Source organism: Mesorhizobium sp. WSM4983, from assembly GCF_029625765.1.
In the GTDB taxonomy this organism is placed as follows: Bacteria; Pseudomonadota; Alphaproteobacteria; order Rhizobiales; family Rhizobiaceae; genus Mesorhizobium.
The window spans coordinates 586,959-603,325 of record NZ_JARTVM010000001.1; the positions used below are offsets into that span (position 1 = coordinate 586,959).

Genomic DNA, 16,367 nt, shown 5'->3' on the forward strand with positions numbered 1-16,367 from the left:
GCAAAGGACGCGGAAAATGACGATAGCGAACAGACTGAGGAATTTCATAGACGGCAAGGGAATCCCGTACGACACCGTCGCGCATCATCGGACTGCAACCAGCAGGCAGGCCGCCATTGCCGCCCACGTGCCCGGCAGCATGATGGCCAAGTCCGTGGTCGTTCACCACGAGCTCGGCTATGCGCTGGCCGTGGTCCCAAGCACCCACAGGATCGAACTCGCCAAGCTCCAGGACGTCATGGACAAGCGCCTCGGGCTCGCTTCCGAGGACGAGGTGGTCTCGCTCTTCGACGATTGCGATATCGGCGCCGTACCGCCGATCGGCGCGGCCTATGACGTGCCGGTCATTTTGGACGAAAGCCTCGGCGACGCCGCCGATATCTACTTCGAGGGCGGCGACCACAAGACCCTTGTGCATGTCAGCGGCAAGGATTTCCGCGACCTGACCACAGGCGCGCGTCGGGCACGCTTCAGCCACCCGGCCCTGTGAGAGCACCGGCACTCCAGCCCGTGCTCGACAGGGTTTGCTAGTTCGCCGGTCTTGGGGCGGCGGCCGGCGCTTCCACGACCTTACGATACACGTGCCAGGTGGCATGGCCGAGGACTGGCAGCACAACCGCCAGCCCCGCGAACACCGGCAGCGAACCGACGATCAGCCCAACGGCGACGATCAGTCCCCAGACGGCCATTACGATGGGGTTCGCCAGCACTACGCGTACCGAAGTGTGAATGGCTTCGTAGGCGCCGACATCGCGATCAAGCAGCAGCGGAAAAGCCACCACGGTGGTGCACAACACGACCACGGCGAAGACGAATCCGATGGCGTGACCCAGCACGATCAGGGTCCAACCGCGCCCGGTGGCGAATATCTCAGCGATGAAGCTGGACAGCGATGCCGGGGGCGCGGGACCGAACAGCTGCTCGTAGAAGATTTTGGCGGTCAAAAGCCACGCTATGAAGATCGCGAACAGCATGATCCCGACCGCGGCGATGGCCGGCAGCGCCGGGGAGTTCCTGACCTCGAAGGCATGGCGCCAGGATGCATCGAGCCCGGCTTCCCGTCTGCGGCTGATCTCGTAAAGACCGATCGCCGCGAATGGGCCGATCAGCGCAAAACCGGACACCAGCGGAAACAGCAGTGGCAGCGCGTTCGCTCCCGATGTCCAGGTAGCAAGCACCACGCCGACGAGCGGATAGATCATGCACAGAAACACGATATGCGAGGGTTTCACCATGAAATCGTCGACACCGCGCCTGAGCGCGTCGAAAAGATCGGAAAGGCCGATCTTTCTCACTCTGGTATGCTCGAGCGTTTCGCTAGCGCCTGCAATGACGTGAAAGCTTGCCATGACCATTCCTCCAGACCAGGGTCCGGTAAGGTCGCGGATTCGCGGTGCTACCGCTCTGCATGGTTGGCCACGCAAAACCGCGACCTGCACCGGCAGCCAACATACTCCATTGCGCCCGATTTGTCTCTTTTCATTGGAACGAGGGTGCGGTGGCCGGCCAGAGCTCCACGCTGGTTCGAGAGGCTTTTTTGCGGTATTCTTATACAACTACAACGCAGTGCCTCCGGTACGCGCAAAGGAGGCTGGATCACTTTGATTGGCCCGTGATCCTTTCCCGATTTCCGGGTCATGCGCCTGGTCGAAGGCGAACGTCATGGACACGCGAACGCTTCTCATACTCGGCCTTGGCATAGCCATTCTGTTGGTGCTGGGATTTTTTGCGCTGCCTGCATGACGGCGCCGGCGGCCACACTTCAGCAGCGTCATGCCGGCCGCCTTCGGTCGGGGCGAGCCGGCGCCACCGAAAGGGGCCTGGAAGGGCCCGCTTACTTCGAAAACTGTTTCAGGTAAGCGATGACGTTGGCTACGTCCTGATCGTTCTTGAGGCCGGGAAACACCATCTTCGTCCCTTTGATCATGCCCCTGGGGTCTTGAAGATACTTCGTCAGCGTGGGCTCATCCCATTTGATGCCGGATTTTCCGGCCTCGATCATAGCAGGGGAAAAAGTGAAACCGGGATGCGTGCCCGCCGTGCGCCCGATGACGCCGTGCAGAGACGGGCCGACCTTGTTCTGGTCCTGGTCTGCAATGTGGCAGACCTTGCACTTGGTGAAGACCTTCTCGCCTGCGGCTGCATCCTGCGCCCGCGAAGGGCTTGCAATGAAGATCGTGGCCGCCGAGGCGATGAAAAGTGCGATTGCGCGCATGGCATTCCTCCCTGATCGATCGTCATCTGCGCCGGACGATGCGCACCACGCCAGCTGCGCTGGGGCGGCCTGCACGGTACAGCGGAATATCCGTGGTCCCACCAATGGAATTGCGGCATCTACATACCACAGTATCAATCCAATGGGTAGAAACGGCAATTTGTGCGAAGGTGCACGTCGCCCAAGCTGCGCAGCGGTTCTGGCAGAACGACATGCATCAAAACACGGACCTAAAGCGCGTCGCCTGAGTCCGGCTCCTCGCGACGCGCCTTAGGCCGTGTGCTGAGAGTCACGGCGGATCGGTATTGCAGCTTGCAGCCATCTGTCCGATCGCCTCGGACAGTCCGGCGAGTTCGAAGTCGGCCTCGCCGCGTCCGGACAGCAGGCCGAAACGCCATGACAGCAACAGCCGGCTCGCCGAAACCAGCCGCTTGATGCCATCTGCTCCGTCCCTGACCAGCATTTTACCGCGTGGGCCGACAGACCAGCTTTCATCGAACTTGCCGCCGCCATCGACCATGACCGACATGGTGATCTTGCGGCTGGCGGAGACTGAATCGTTGAGTTGCAGCCATTCGCTCCAACGCGGTTCGCCGCCCGGTCGACAAGCCAGCGTCAGCACCGGACTGTAGCCCAGCGCGCCGCCGCCGGTGATCAGCTTGTTGGTGGCGTATAGCGACGCAGTGACCTGGCCGTCGTTGCCGGCGTCGACGCGCCAGTTGCCGAGATCGGGTCCGGCCTCTGCCACACCGGCCGCGGCAAGCAAGAGCGCCGCGGCAACGACCACGCCCCTCATCGTGAATGCCACACCCACCGACGCCTCCAAACGACCCTGCGCAATGTGATATCGAGCAGGTAATCATCAATGTTCGGTATCGCCAGCAGCGTGCATTCATCTGAAGCGGGTGGTGTTGCCCCGCAGCAACAACAGAGAACATGAACGAAAAAGGCCGCCTCGTGGGCGGCCTTTCGAAATCAGCTTATCGCCGGGTTTACTCGGCGTCCTTGGCGGCCTTCTTCTTCGGCGCGGCCTTCTTCTTGGGCTCTTCCGCCTCACCGGCTGCTTCGCCGGCCTTGGCCTCGGCTTTCTTGGAGGAAGCCTTCTTCGCCGGCTTCGCCTTGCTGGCGCTCTCGGCCTCCTCGTCGTCCGCCATCAGCTCTTCCTTGCTGACCTTCACGTCCTCGACCGAAATCTGGCCCAGCAAATAGTCGACGACCTTTTCCTCGAACATCGGCGCGCGGAGCGAATTGATCGCCTCGGGGTTGCTGCGGTAGAACTCGAAAGCTTCCTGCTGCTGGTTGGCCGGGAAGCGGCGAACCTGCTCGAACAGGCCGCGCTGCAGTTCATCGTCCGACACGGTGACCCCGGCCTTCTCGCCGATCTCGGCAAGAACCAAGCCGAGACGCACGCGACGTTCGGCCAGGCGCATATATTCGGCGCGCGCCTCTTCCTCCGTCGTTTCTTCGTCGGCAAAGGTACGGCCGGCGGCTTCGAGGTCGCGGTTGACCTGCGCCCAGATGTTGTTGAACTCGGCCTCGACGAGCTTCGACGGCGCCTCGAAGGAATAGGCGGCATCGAGCTGGTCGAGGAGCTGGCGCTTCACCTTCTGACGGGTCATGGAACCGAACTGGTTCTCGATCTGGCCGCGCACGATCTCGCGCAGGCGCTCCAGCGATTCCAGGCCAAGGTTCTTGGCCGTCTCGTCATTGATCTCGAGCGCGCCCGGCTTGGCCACTTCCTTGACTGTGACGTCGAAGGTGGCTTCCTTGCCGGCCAGATGCGCTGCCTGGTAGTTCTCCGGGAAGGTCACCGTGACCTGCTTCTCATCGCCCGCCTTGGTGCCGACCAGTTGGTCCTCGAAGCCCGGGATGAACTCTTTCGAGCCCAGGACCAGCGGCTGGTCGGTGCCGGCGCCGCCGGCGAACGCCTCGCCGCCGATCTTGCCGACATAATCGATGCTCACGCGATCGCCTTCGGCGGCCTTGCCCTCCTTGGGCTCGTAGCTGCGAGCCGATTCAGCGACCCGCTTCACCTGGTCGTCGACCTCCGATTCCGGCACGTCGTAAACCTGACGCGTCACCTTGATGTCGGAGAAATCCTTGACCTCGATGGCCGGGATGACCTCGTAATTGAGGCGGAACTCGAAGTCGGCGCCGCCGGCCAGGATCTTCTCCGCCTCCTTCTCGTCCTCGGTCATGATGACTTCAGGCTGCATGGCGGCCTTTTCGCCGCGGCCCGAGATGATCGAGCGGGTCGAGTCGTTGAGGATCTCGTTGACCACCTCGGCCATGAACGACTTGCCGTACATCTTGCGCAGGTGCTGCACCGGCACCTTGCCCGGGCGGAAACCGTTGATCCGCACCTTGCCGCGGGCGTCGTTCAGCCGCGCCATCAGCTTGGCTTCCATGTCACCGGCCGGCACGGTGATCTTGATCTCGCGCTTGAGACCGGAGTTGAGCGTTTCGGTGACCTGCATCCTAAAACCTTTGTTTTCACCAACGAGGCTGCCAAACGGTCCTTAGCCGTTTACAGCCTGCCGGTATATTCTTGCCGGAAATGGCTTTGGTACGGAACCTGGTGATTTGACCGCCAATGCGGCTCAAACTCTCCTGAACTGCGCTTCCAAAATGTGAAGAAGTCTTTGTTTTTCCTACTTCTTCTTACATTCGGCAGAAGCGGATAGTCGCGTCCCGTCACATTCGACACGCCTTTTGTCACAGGCTAGGCTAATTTTCAACCATCTTCGCGATTACGAGAATGACGGTGACTTGGACCCCGACATTGACAGAATGATGGCTACATGGGATTGCCGGGGAACGCGGATGTGGCGGAATTGGTAGACGCCCTGGATTTAGGTTCCAGTGCCGAAAGGCGTGGGGGTTCGAGTCCCTTCATCCGCACCACCCTTCGCCTTGGCGAGCTTCTGGTGTAGGTCACCCTATGGTCGTCAGAGCGAAGCGTGTCCCCGAACCTTTGCAAGGAAGGACCGGAGCCATCAACTTCTGGCGGCGCACGCAAGGCTCGAGCAGACAATCCGCTTTTTCGTGTGCAATTCCCTTGAAATAGCGCGTCAACAGGTTCTTAGTCGCAGCAACAGGCAGGTTGGGGCTCTGTCAGGTTGTGCGCCTAGTTTCTCTGGTTCTGGCGGTTGGGTCGGCTGTCGCGGCAGCGACATGTCACGTTGAGGCCTTGGAGTACACTTCGGTTTCCTCTCCGGGCCAGCAGCCAATGCTTCTTGTATCCGGTGAGTTTGGCGCCAATGAACCCCTGAACGCCTTCAGCAACGCGGTTGCGAGCAGCAGTGCCAGGATGATCGTATTCAACTCCCGCGGCGGCAACGTCGGCAGTGCGATTCGCTTGGGGCGACTGATCCGCGCGGCGGGGTTGGATACTTTTCAGCTTCGCCAATTGCAGTGCGCTTCAGCCTGCTCACTGGCCTTCCTGGGCGGCGTCCACCGCGTTGCCGAACCAGGTTCCATCGGCGTTCATCGGCCGTCCCTCAAACCGGCCGACGGGATGTCAAATGAAGACGCGGAGGCCCGTTTCCAGTTCGGCACGGCCGCAATCATATCCTATGTGGTCGAGATGGGAGCGGATCCCAAGCTGATGGAATTGGCTTCGAGCTATGACAAGCATGACATACGGTACCTGTCGGCCAGCGAAATGGCAGAGTTGCGTGTGACCAATGCCGCAGCGAACCAGTCGCCAGCGGATGCATTGCAGGTATCAACGACGCCGGATCCTGCGTCCGTGTCCGCTCCTGCGCCCGACGCCAGGCAACAGCCGGAAGGCGTTGCGGTCACCTTCGTCAGGGACCTCATCGAGCATCATGGCGATAACAACGATTTCGCTCTTGCTCAGGCTCAGGCGGCCTACGCTCCCACGGTCGACTATCATGGCAAGTTGACGAACCTAAGTTCGATCATTGAGGACAAGAGGAGCTATTACCAGCGATGGCCTGAACGCGGATACAGCCTCCGCAATGACAGCCTTGCGGTCAGCTGCGCCAACGATCGCTGCAAGGTCTCAGGCATCTACGACTGGATTGTGCGCAGCCCCTCGACACACAAGCAGGAGAAAGGCGTAGCGGACTTCAGCTATACGATATCGATCGGTCCCTATCCCAAAATCATCGCCGAGACGGGCGATGTCCGGCCATAACCAGGACCGTCGTTAACGCGGACCGTCGCGCTGACGCCCAGGCCCGAACACACTAATAAAGCGGCTCCTCGAACAGCGTCTTGTCGCCGTCCATGAGCGCCTTGATCTGCGCCTTGCCATTGGCGGAGAGCGCCAGCTTGACGCCGAACGGCCGCACGCGCATGTCGTTCTGGATCGCCATCCCCTTGCCCTCCGGCAGGTAGAAACGCTCGATCCCGTATTCCGGCGTGATCGTCATCTCGGGTGAGCGCAGATCCCAGCCATCCGCTACATGCCCGACAATGTCGGCCTCATCGGAAGCGGCAGGCGCCGGCGCCTGATCGAACCATGCCGCGCTCGGCTGCCAGTAGCCGTCCACAGCCTTCTGCAACCTGACCACGATCTCGGAGTCGTTGCTGGTGAACTTGCCCGGCGGAATGTTGGCGATAAGCTTCACCGGGATGCGCGAGATGTCATAGCCAAGCGAGATATAATCGCCGCGCAGAAGATCGCGCGGGTCAACGGGCTCAACCTTGAGCAGGACCTCCTTGCCGTTGCGCAGGATCGCCGCGCGTCCGGCGATGATCCAGCCCAGCAAGCCGATTTGGACAAGAGCCGTCACCAGCGCCGCGATGATCAGTCTTTTGCCGCTCATGCCGCTGCTCCTCCGGCGGGCGTCTTCATTCGTTTTTCAACGCGGATGATGACCAGCGCCAGTATTCCCAGCAGCACGGCCGCGGACAGGAAGAAGCCCGCCGTGTCGAGCATCGACTGCAACATCACCACATAGATAATGGCGAGCTCGAAGGCAAAGCCGGCATACGCCACCCAGCGCAAGCCTCTGCTTTCACGGCCGCCGAGCATGATCGCCGCGACGATGCCGGCAAGCGCGGCTGCCGAGGCAATGGCAAAGCCGCTGTTGTAGCTCGCCTCATCGGCCAGTTCGAACTGGACCATTGCGAGGCCGGCGAGAAAGCCGATGAGCGCATGCAAGGGCAGCCTGCCGCCGAGCTGCACGACGCTGTCGACGGGTTCGGCGACAAAGATCGCTGCCGCGAACAGCAGTGCCGAGACGAGCACGAGCGGAATGGCGACCTGGAGCGTGTTGTGGTCGATCGCCAGCAGCAGGAGATAGAATACGATCGAAAGGATGATGACGTGCCGCGCCACCTGGCTGCGTGTCCAGAATGAAATCGCGAACAGCACCAGCACGATAGCGGCGAAGAGATGCGGGAACTCGGCCCGGCGGAAAAATCCTCCCCATTTAAGGAACAGCCAGACATCGGCGATGCCGACGGAGGCGACAGTGAGCGGGTTCGAGCGCAATGCGACCGCCGCCAGCGCCGTGCCGGCGCACCACGTCAGCAATGCCGAAGCCTCGTCGCCCGACAGATGATACATCTGACCGATCAGCGCGATTGACCCGCCAAAGGCCGCGGCGGCGACGATCCATAGCGCCTCGCCGATCGCCGCATGGTCGCGTGTCTTCAGAACGGCGCCAGCGACATAACCGCCGAGGATGACAGCAAACAACGCCGTCACGCGCGCCAGGCGCGGAATGGCTTCCCAGTTGGCGGCGACGAAGATCAGGATCGCGGCACCGAACAGCAACGCCGCCATCATTGCCAGGATCGAGCCGAAGCTCAGCGAGGCGCGATCGTTGGCGGCAACGTCACGCGTCAATGCGTCCGCCGTCGGCGCGTCGATCAGGCCCGCCGCCCGCCAGCGGGCGATATCGGCCCTCACCTTAGTCGCATAGCCCGCCATCCGTTCCCCCCGAGCTTGGCCATTTTTACAATCGTGCGCCGCAAATCGTTGACGCAACGGCATTTTCCGATTCGGTCTTCCTTATGTCGCAAGCGTGAATCGCCGTTAATGTTGCATTGCACAATTTGCATTGCTGCCATGCACCAATGGCACTTTTAAACCGATATGACCCTGCCTATTTTCCGTTCGTACACAAACGGAATGATCCGAACCAAAGACGAAACGAGCACTACCATGAACCTGATCCGCAACTACCGCAACTGGCGCCGCTACCGGGACACCGTTTCCGAGCTGAGCCGCCTGTCGAACCGTGAACTGACCGACCTCGGCATCAGCCGCAGCGACATCCACTACGTCGCTCGCAAGGCGGTCTAATCCGCTTCGGACCGCGAATGGTCCGAACCAGTTTTTGAGAAGAGCAAGACAATGAACCTGATCCGCAGCTACCGTAACTGGCGCGTTTATCGCGAGACGGTTTCTGAGCTGGGTCGGCTTTCGAACCGCCAGCTCAATGATCTCGGCATCGTTCGCGACGAGATCAAGATGATCGCCCGCAAGGCGGTTTGACAAGGAATCTCGCCAGGGTCGACCTCCTCCCCGACCCTGACGGATACGGTCAGCCTTTACCTCCTCCCGAAGGTTGACCACCGAAACGGCGCCCGCCGGACCTCCTCCCCCGGCGGGCGTTGTTCTCCGAAAGGATCCGCCCCTTCAATTGGCGGAAGGAATTTCGTCAGGGCCGACCTCCTCCCCGGCAATGACGAATATGGTCGATCTTCACCTCCTCCCGAGGATCGACCCCCAAAACGACACCCGCCGGACCTCCTCCCCCGGCGGGTGTTGTTGTTTTGGAGGTAGTCGGCCCGTCGAAGCCTAATTGCATTCGCCGCGCCAAGCGACTATCTCGGCGCTCATGAGCAAAGATCCCGTTCACGTCATCGGCGGCGGCCTCGCCGGCTCCGAAGCCGCATGGCAGATCGCAGAAGCCGGCGTGCCGGTCGTGCTGCACGAGATGCGCCCGGTGCGCGGCACCGACGCGCACAAGACCGACGGGCTCGCCGAGCTCGTCTGCTCCAACTCGTTCCGCTCGGACGACGCCGAGACCAATGCAGTTGGCTTGCTCCATGCCGAAATGCGGCTCGCCGGCTCGCTGATCATGAGCGCCGGCGACGCGCACCAAGTCCCGGCCGGCGGCGCTTTAGCCGTCGACCGCGACGGTTTTTCCGACGCAGTAACCGCAAAAATCGAAGCGCATCCGCTGATTACCATCCAGCGCGAGGAAGTGCCTGGACTTCCGCCGGCGGATTGGGACCAGGCGATCATCGCCACCGGTCCGCTGACCGCGCCTTCGCTTGCGCAGTCGATTGCCGAAGCAACCGGCGCCGATGCGCTCGCCTTTTTCGACGCCATCGCGCCGATCGTGCATTTCGACACCATCGACATGAACACCTGCTGGTACCAGTCGCGCTACGACAAAGTTGGCCCCGGCGGCACCGGTAAGGACTACATCAACTGCCCGATGGACAAGGAGCAATATCTCGACTTCGTGGCGGCGTTGCTGGAGGGCCAAAAGACCGAGTTCAAGCAGTGGGAAGGCACGCCCTATTTCGACGGCTGCCTTCCGATCGAGGTGATGGCCGAGCGCGGCGTCGAGACGCTGCGCTACGGGCCGATGAAGCCGATGGGGCTGACCAACGTCCACAATCCGTCGGTCAAAGCCTATGCAGTGGTGCAGCTTCGCCAGGACAATGCGCTGGGCACGCTCTACAACATGGTCGGTTTCCAGACCAAGCTGAAGCATGCCGAGCAGGTCCGCATCTTCCGCACCATTCCCGGACTGGAGAATGCCGAATTCGCCCGCCTCGGCGGCCTGCACCGCAACACTTATATCAACTCGCCGACGCTGCTCGATCCGTCGCTGCAGCTGAAGGCGCGCCCCGGCCTGCGTTTTGCCGGCCAGATCACCGGGTGCGAAGGCTATGTCGAAAGCGCCGCGATCGGCCTGCTCGCCGGCCGCTTCGCCGCGGCCGAACGGCTCGGCCGGGCGGCCTCACTGCCGCCGTCGACCACGGCCTTCGGCGCGCTGCTCAACCATATTACCGGCGGCCACATCGTCTCCGACGACGAGCCGGGCAAGCGCTCCTTCCAGCCGATGAACGTCAATTTCGGCCTGTTCCCGCCGATCGAGGCTCCAAAGTCCGAAGGCAAGCGCCTGCGCGGCAAGGACAAGACCGTTGCCAAGCGCCGCGCGATCACGGCGCGCGCATTGGCCGATTGTCGCGTGTGGCTGGGCCTGCCTTCGCAGGCGCAGGCAGCGGAATAGCTACTCCGCCGGCTCGGCACTCGCCGCCGGCAATCCCGGCTTTCCTGCTTCGGACGGATTCCTCCGCACATAGGCCGCCTTCAACGTCTCCGACGTATCGCGCGAGCCGTCATGGCTCCAGCCTGGCGGCCGGATCAGATAGCTGAGACGCTGGCCGAGCGTCAGTCCCGGCATCATCGCATCCTTGAACATGCCGATCCATTCATGGAAGGCGACCTTCAGCGGGTTGAAGGTGCCGATGTTCTTGACAATGCCGTAGCGCGGCCGGTCCTCGTCCAGTTCCGCAACGAAAGTGCCGAACATGCGGTCCCAGATGATCAGCGTGCCGGCATAGTTGGCGTCCAGATAGCGCGGATTGGTGGCGTGGTGGACGCGGTGGTGCGAGGGCGTGTTGAAGACGAATTCGAACCAGCCCCACATCTTGCCGATCGTTTCGGTGTGGATCCAGAACTGCCAGACGAGGTTGAAGCCGAAGACGAACGCAATGACGGCCGGATGGAAGCCGAGCAGCACCAGCGGCGCCTGCAGCACGAACATGAAGGTGAAGAGACCGGTCCAGCTTTGCCGGAGCGCCGTCGAGAGATTGTAATGCTGGCTGGAATGATGGTTGACGTGCTCGGCCCAAACCCAGCGCACCCGATGCGCGATGCGGTGGTAGACATAGTAACGCAAATCATCGAGCAGGAAGGCGGCGACAAACACCCAGATCGACAGGCCGAGATTGAAGAAACGGAACTGCCAGAGCCACAGCAGCGCCCAGTAGGATACGACACCGAGCAGCAGGCCGGCGACGACATTGCCCGTCCCCATCATCAGGCTGGCCAGCGTGTCGCGCGTCTCGAACGATCCCTTGGCGCGGCCGGTGCGTACCAGCCAGAGCTCGATCAGGATCGCCGTGACGAAGAACGGGATGGCAAGCTGGGTGACCTGCGGGAAATTGTAATCGTCCATCACGCCGCCTCTCGGATCTGATCGTGCCTCAGCAGCACCGCCGCCACGGTCAGCGCGTCTGCCTCGTCGGCGAGGGCAAACCGCCCGCCTTTCCAGGTGAAATCATCCATTTTCAGCGACAAGACATTACCTTCCCGCACCAGGGCGAGCACATCCCGCGGCGTGACGATGCGGGTTAGGAAACAGTCGCCGATGCTCTGGACGATGCCGCAGCGCTGCGGGTCGAGTTCCAGGATGGCGGCTTGCCTGTCCGATGTCAGCCTGACCGCCCCAGGCTTTTCGTCTGGAAAGTCTTCGGCAAAACGTGCGAGCGCGTGTTCAGCCCCGGCAAGCGTCGCGGTCGCCGTACCGCCGGTGAAATGCACGGCCGCCACCGACAGCGCGATGCCGAACACGACAAGGACGACCAAAACTGGCAGGCTCATGGAAAGGCGGTCCTCCGCTGGCTCGCATTTCTCTGATGCGAGTCCACGCGCAGAACCCCTAGCATGGTTGACGTTTACGTCAAAGGGGCGTCAGCCATGCATGGCATGACGCAAGAGCAGCCAGTGCCGGCGCAGGGTTGAGAGGGTCGAAGTGCCCCCGAGTGGAGACCGACCCGGCTTTTCCATCCTGTCGAGATAGGCATGTGTGAGCGCCAGCGGCAGGAAGGCGGGGCGCAGCGACGCGGGGAGAGCCGACGCGCCCTTCTCGAAAGCGCCGAGATGCTCTCGCGCCAGCGCGATCATCGCCCCGACCGCGCGCTCCGCGGCAGCATCGCCGTCGCCCTTGACGAACTCTTCCGGCGAGGTGCCGGCGGCTGCCAGGATATCGGAGGGGATAAAGCACTGTCCACGGCGACGGTGCAGCGGCAACAAAAGCAGCAAGCCGGTGATGGCCTGCGCGCAGCCCGCCCTGCCCGCCAGTTCGGCAAAGCGTGGCGCGGCATTCGGATCGAGCACCATGGCCGCAAGCTGGATGATCGCCGCGGCCGTCTCGCCGCAATAACCCTCAAGGTCGGTCCGCGACGGCATCGGATCGTTGTAGAGATCGAAGATACGCGCTTCGAGCATGTTCTCGAAAGCGGCCTTCGGCAGATGGTTGGCGGCAATCGCCGCCCTCAGCGCGTCGGCGGTCGGATGACCTGTCTCCGCCTCGCCCTCGGCTAAGATGACATCGCGCCACCATTGCAGCCGGACCTCGCCCGGCAGCGGCTCCTGGATGCGGTCGCGAACGCTGGCGACCTCGGCATTGAAGGCATAGAGCGCAAGCAACGCGTCACGCCTCTCGGCGGGCGCGTAAAGCGCGGACAGATAGCGATCATGGTCTGCGGCACGCACCGCATCCATGACGATGTTGGACATGTCGGCCATCAATCGACGGCAATGAGCGCTGCGGCCACGGCACGGTCCTCGGCCAGCAGCACGTTGTAGGTGCGCACGGCCGCGCCCGTCGACATCGGGTCGGCCGAAATGCCGGCCTCTTTCAGCGCGGAGCGGAGTGCAGCCGGCAGCGGCCGCAGATCCTTGCCGGTGCCGACCAGCAGGATTTCTACCTTGTCGGCCTGGGCGAACAGCTTGTCGAAGTCCGAAGCTTTTAGCGCCAGCGGATCGGCCGGCTCCCAGCCATGGATACCGGACGGCAGGCACAGCAGCGAGCCTCGATGCGACATGTCGGCAAAGCGGAACCCGCCATTGCCATAGGCCTCGACCGGCGCCCTGCCCGGGAAATGCGCCTCTCGGATGACGATGCCTTTGGCCATGGGGCTAGAGCATGATGCCGAAAAGGGTGGAGCGGTTTTCGGACGACATTATGCTCTATCTCTTTGATTTAGAGCGGATTCAGATCTCAGTTCGACTCGACCTGAGATCATCCGGCTCTGACGGCTTCAGGTCGCCACGGCCTTGCCGTTCGCCGGCTTGGTCTCTTCGGCGGCTGCGGCCTGCGGCCTGAGCTTGAAGAGGATCAGCAGCGGCGCGGCGATGAAGATCGACGAATAGGTGCCGAACACCACGCCGAACAGCATCGCCAGCGTGAAGGAGCGGATCACCTCGCCGCCGAACAGCACCAGTGCCAACAGCGCAAGGATGGTGGTCACCGAGGTCAGCGTGGTTCTGGACAGCGTCTCGTTGATGGCGTTGTTCAACAGTTGCGGCAACGGCATCTTCTTGTATTTTCTTAAGTCTTCGCGGACGCGGTCATAGACGACGATGGTGTCGTTGAGTGAGTAGCCGATGATGGTCAGGATCGCCGCGAGCGACGACTGGTTGAATTCCAGTCCGGTTATGACGAAGAAGCCGATGGTCATCACCACATCGTGCACCGTGGCGATGATGGCGCCGACGGCGAACTGCCACTCGAAGCGGAACCACACATAGAGCAGGATGCCGACCAGCGCGATGAGCATGGCGATCGTGCCTTGCTTGGCGAGCTCGCCGGAGACCGTCGGTCCGACCACCTCCACGCGGCGGAAGTCATACTGGTCCTGCAGTTCGCCGCGCACCTTGTCGATGACGGTCTGCTCGGCATTCTCGCCGGCGTCCTGCGTGCCGACGCGGATCAGAACGTCGTTCGGCGCGCCGAACTGCTGCACCTGGATCTCGCCGATGTTGAGCTCGGAGAGCCTGTTGCGGATGTCACCGAGATCGGCGTCGCCCTGCTTGGACTGCACCTCGATCATCGAGCCGCCCTTGAAGTCGATGCCGTAATTGATGTCGATGGTGAGGAACCCGACAACTGACAGGATCGACAAGATGCTGGACAAAGCGAACGTCCAGCGGCGGATACCCATGAACGGGATCCTGGTGCCGGGCGGAATGAAGGTGACCGGCGCGCGCGGCAATTCCTTCGGACGGGCGCGGCGCAGCCAGATCGACACCAGCATGCGGGTGAAGGTGAAGGCGGTGAAAACGGTGGTCAGAATGCCGATCGCATAGGTGATGGCGAAACCCTTGACCGGTCCTGTGCCCAGCCAGAACAGCACCACGGTGGCAATCAGCGACGTGACATTGGAGTCGACGATCGTTGCCAGCGCCTTGGCGAAGCCGGTGTCGATCGACTGGATCACCGAGCGGCCAAGTCGCCGCTCCTCTCGAATGCGTTCATAGATCAGAACGTTGGAGTCCACCGCCATGCCGATGGTGAGCACGATGCCGGCGATGCCGGGCAAAGTGAGCGTGGCGCCCAGCAGCGACAGCAGCGCAACGATCATCGCCACGTGGACGGCCAGCGCGATGTTGGCGAGGAAGCCGAGGAAGCCGTATGCGACGAACATGAAGGCGACGACGAGGATCGAACCGATCACGCCCGCCACCTTGCCGGCATGGATGGAATCCTGGCCGAGGCCTGGACCGACCGTTCGCTCTTCGATGACCGTCAGCGTTGCCGGCAACGCGCCGGCGCGCAGCAGCACGGCAAGGTCATTGGCGCTCTGCGGGGTGAAATTCCCGGAAATCTGCCCGGTACCGCCCAGGATCGGCTCACGGATCTGCGGCGCCGAAATCACCTGGTTGTCGAGGACGATGGCGAACAGCTTGCCGACATTCTGCGCCGTCGCCTGGCCGAACCGTGTCGCGCCCTTGGAATCGAAACGGAACGAAACCACCGGCTCGTTGGTCTGCGAATTGTAGGTCGCCTGCGCGTCGACCAGATTTTCGCCGGAAACGATGACGCGGTTTTCGATGAGATACGGGACCGGCGGATCGTCTTGCGAGTAAAGGACGGAAGAGCCTGCGGGCGGACGGCCCTTCAGCGCATCCTGCACAGGCATCGACTGGTCGACCATCTGGAAGGTCAGCTTGGCGGTCTGCCCGAGGATCTCCTTCAGCCGCTGCGGATCCTGCAGGCCCGGCACCTGGACAAGGATGCGGTCGTCGCCCTGCCGCTGCACGATCGGCTCGGTCGTGCCGAGCTCGTTGACGCGCCGCTCGACCACTTCGATCGACTGCGACAGAGCCGTCGAGGTGCGGTATTTCAGGCCGGCGTCGGTGACCGTGAATTTGAGCAGGCCGGGCTCGGAGTCATCCAGCGACATTTCCTGGATGGAGCCGCCGCTGAACAGTCCCGCCGCCACCGGATCGGTCAGCGGTTTCAGGACCTTCTTGGCCTGGTCGAGTTGAGCCTGGTCCGTGATGCGAACCTGCACGGTGCGGCCGGAACCGGAAAGGCCGGTGTAGTTGATCTTGGGATTGGCCTCGCGCAGCAGCGTCCTGATCTCGTCGCGCGTCGTCTCCATCCTATCCTTGATCAGATCGTTCTGATTCATTTCAAGCAGGATGTGCGAGCCGCCCTGAAGGTCGAGGCCGAGCGTCATCTGCCGCTTCGGCACCCAGCTCGGCAGTTGCGCCAGCATGCTTGCCGGAAACAGGTTGGGCGCGGCGAGGACCACTGTCACGGCCACGGCCAGCCAGATCAGGATCATCTTCAGGCGCGAGAAATAAAGCATTAGTTCTTATCCGTTCAGGCGTACAAGCGGCAGCGTTCCGCCATCGAGGTGGTGATTACTTCTTGGCGTTCTGGTTCGCCACCGGCTCGCCCTTGACGCGCACGTCGGAGATCGTCGAGCGCAGCGCCGTCACCTTGGTCCCGCCGCCAAGGTCGATCTCCAGTTCATTGTCGTCGATCACCTTGGTCACCTTGCCGACGAAACCGCCGCCGGTCACCACCGTATCGCCGCGGCGCACTGCGGCCAGCATTTCCTGGCGCTTCTTCAACTGCGTGCGCTGCGGCCTGATGATCAGAAAATACATGATCACGAAAATCAGGACAAACGGCAAAATGCTGATGAACATATCGGGCGAGGTGCCGACGCCTTGGGCGTATGCCGGTGTGACGAACATCAAGAAACTCCTGGATGGTGAAATACCGCCGGGACGGCCCCGCGAAATTTTGGCCGGAATATAGTCGGTAAAGTTGCCAATGCAACTGCGCGACCCGCCGAATCCGTTGCTTTTCCAGCCGTTTGGCGCGTGCTAGAGCGTCGCAGCCGGAAG

General features: G+C 62.1%; 17 protein-coding genes and 1 tRNA gene. 6 read left to right on the top strand and 12 right to left on the bottom strand.

Annotated elements, in window-relative coordinates:
- Positions 1–16 precede the first annotated feature (16 nt).
- Positions 17–490 (top strand): aminoacyl-tRNA deacylase, encoded by a 474-nt coding sequence (locus P9254_RS03025; protein ID WP_067325364.1) that lies wholly within the window; start codon positions 17–19, stop codon positions 488–490.
- Positions 491–527: 37 nt separating this feature from the next.
- Here P9254_RS03025 and P9254_RS03030 read toward each other — a convergent pair whose 3' ends face one another.
- From P9254_RS03030 to tig, 4 genes are all read right to left on the bottom strand, one after another.
- On the bottom strand, positions 528–1,349 hold the full coding sequence (locus tag P9254_RS03030) for a DUF2189 domain-containing protein (protein ID WP_067325381.1): 822 nt from the start codon (positions 1,347–1,349) through the stop codon (positions 528–530).
- A gap of 485 nt (positions 1,350–1,834) precedes the next feature.
- Positions 1,835–2,215, bottom strand: a complete 381-nt coding sequence (locus P9254_RS03035; RefSeq protein ID WP_067000047.1) for a c-type cytochrome — start codon at positions 2,213–2,215, stop codon at positions 1,835–1,837.
- Positions 2,216–2,504: 289 nt separating this feature from the next.
- Positions 2,505–3,029 carry a hypothetical protein gene (locus P9254_RS03040; protein WP_442920291.1) on the bottom strand — a complete coding sequence of 175 codons (525 nt, stop codon included), beginning with the start codon at positions 3,027–3,029 and terminating at the stop codon, positions 2,505–2,507.
- Positions 3,030–3,207: 178 nt separating this feature from the next.
- Entirely contained in the window at positions 3,208–4,692 is a 1,485-nt protein-coding gene (tig, locus tag P9254_RS03045; RefSeq protein ID WP_067329599.1) for a trigger factor, read from the bottom strand.
- 342 nt (positions 4,693–5,034) lie between these two features.
- Between tig and P9254_RS03050 the strand changes: the two genes are divergently transcribed.
- Together P9254_RS03050 and P9254_RS03055 are read left to right on the top strand one after the other, a co-directional pair.
- Positions 5,035–5,119 (top strand) — tRNA-Leu (locus tag P9254_RS03050).
- Positions 5,120–5,444: 325 nt separating this feature from the next.
- Positions 5,445–6,377: a hypothetical protein gene (locus tag P9254_RS03055; RefSeq protein ID WP_278053790.1), complete on the top strand. Its 933-nt coding sequence runs from the start codon at positions 5,445–5,447 to the stop codon at positions 6,375–6,377.
- A gap of 52 nt (positions 6,378–6,429) precedes the next feature.
- Here P9254_RS03055 and P9254_RS03060 read toward each other — a convergent pair whose 3' ends face one another.
- Together P9254_RS03060 and P9254_RS03065 are read right to left on the bottom strand one after the other, a co-directional pair.
- Positions 6,430–7,011, bottom strand: coding sequence for a GDYXXLXY domain-containing protein (locus P9254_RS03060; RefSeq protein WP_278053788.1), 582 nt, complete (start codon positions 7,009–7,011; stop codon positions 6,430–6,432).
- Entirely contained in the window at positions 7,008–8,123 is a 1,116-nt protein-coding gene (locus tag P9254_RS03065; protein ID WP_278053786.1) for a DUF2157 domain-containing protein, read from the bottom strand. The genes P9254_RS03060 and P9254_RS03065 overlap by 4 nt, the downstream gene beginning before the upstream one ends.
- 234 nt (positions 8,124–8,357) lie before the next feature.
- On the opposite strand from P9254_RS03065, the gene P9254_RS03070 reads away from it, so the two are divergent.
- From P9254_RS03070 to trmFO, 3 genes are all read left to right on the top strand, one after another.
- Positions 8,358–8,498, top strand: coding sequence for a DUF1127 domain-containing protein (locus P9254_RS03070; protein ID WP_006335194.1), 141 nt, complete (start codon positions 8,358–8,360; stop codon positions 8,496–8,498).
- Positions 8,499–8,549: 51 nt separating this feature from the next.
- On the top strand, positions 8,550–8,690 hold the full coding sequence (locus tag P9254_RS03075) for a DUF1127 domain-containing protein (RefSeq protein ID WP_067000031.1): 141 nt from the start codon (positions 8,550–8,552) through the stop codon (positions 8,688–8,690).
- Positions 8,691–9,036: 346 nt separating this feature from the next.
- Positions 9,037–10,446, top strand: coding sequence for a methylenetetrahydrofolate--tRNA-(uracil(54)-C(5))-methyltransferase (FADH(2)-oxidizing) TrmFO (gene trmFO, locus P9254_RS03080; RefSeq protein ID WP_278053783.1), 1,410 nt, complete (start codon positions 9,037–9,039; stop codon positions 10,444–10,446).
- Here the strand turns inward: trmFO and P9254_RS03085 are convergent, their stop codons facing one another.
- From P9254_RS03085 to yajC, 6 genes are all read right to left on the bottom strand, one after another.
- Positions 10,447–11,397, bottom strand: a complete 951-nt coding sequence (locus P9254_RS03085) for a sterol desaturase family protein (protein ID WP_176477710.1) — start codon at positions 11,395–11,397, stop codon at positions 10,447–10,449.
- The gene (locus P9254_RS03090) at positions 11,397–11,822 is read right to left on the bottom strand and encodes a hypothetical protein (protein WP_067329583.1); all 426 of its coding nucleotides are present in this window, start codon (positions 11,820–11,822) and stop codon (positions 11,397–11,399) included. Before P9254_RS03090 ends, P9254_RS03085 begins: the two co-directional genes overlap by 1 nt.
- A gap of 90 nt (positions 11,823–11,912) precedes the next feature.
- Positions 11,913–12,749 (bottom strand): phytoene/squalene synthase family protein, encoded by an 837-nt coding sequence (locus P9254_RS03095; protein WP_278053781.1) that lies wholly within the window; start codon positions 12,747–12,749, stop codon positions 11,913–11,915.
- Positions 12,749–13,138, bottom strand: coding sequence for an Mth938-like domain-containing protein (locus P9254_RS03100; protein WP_067329577.1), 390 nt, complete (start codon positions 13,136–13,138; stop codon positions 12,749–12,751). The genes P9254_RS03095 and P9254_RS03100 overlap by 1 nt, the downstream gene beginning before the upstream one ends.
- Before the next feature lie 126 nt (positions 13,139–13,264).
- Positions 13,265–15,820 carry a protein translocase subunit SecDF gene (secDF, locus tag P9254_RS03105; RefSeq protein WP_095801856.1) on the bottom strand — a complete coding sequence of 852 codons (2,556 nt, stop codon included), beginning with the start codon at positions 15,818–15,820 and terminating at the stop codon, positions 13,265–13,267.
- 55 nt (positions 15,821–15,875) lie between these two features.
- Positions 15,876–16,214, bottom strand: a complete 339-nt coding sequence (gene yajC, locus P9254_RS03110; protein WP_067000009.1) for a preprotein translocase subunit YajC — start codon at positions 16,212–16,214, stop codon at positions 15,876–15,878.
- Positions 16,215–16,367: the final 153 nt, after the last annotated feature.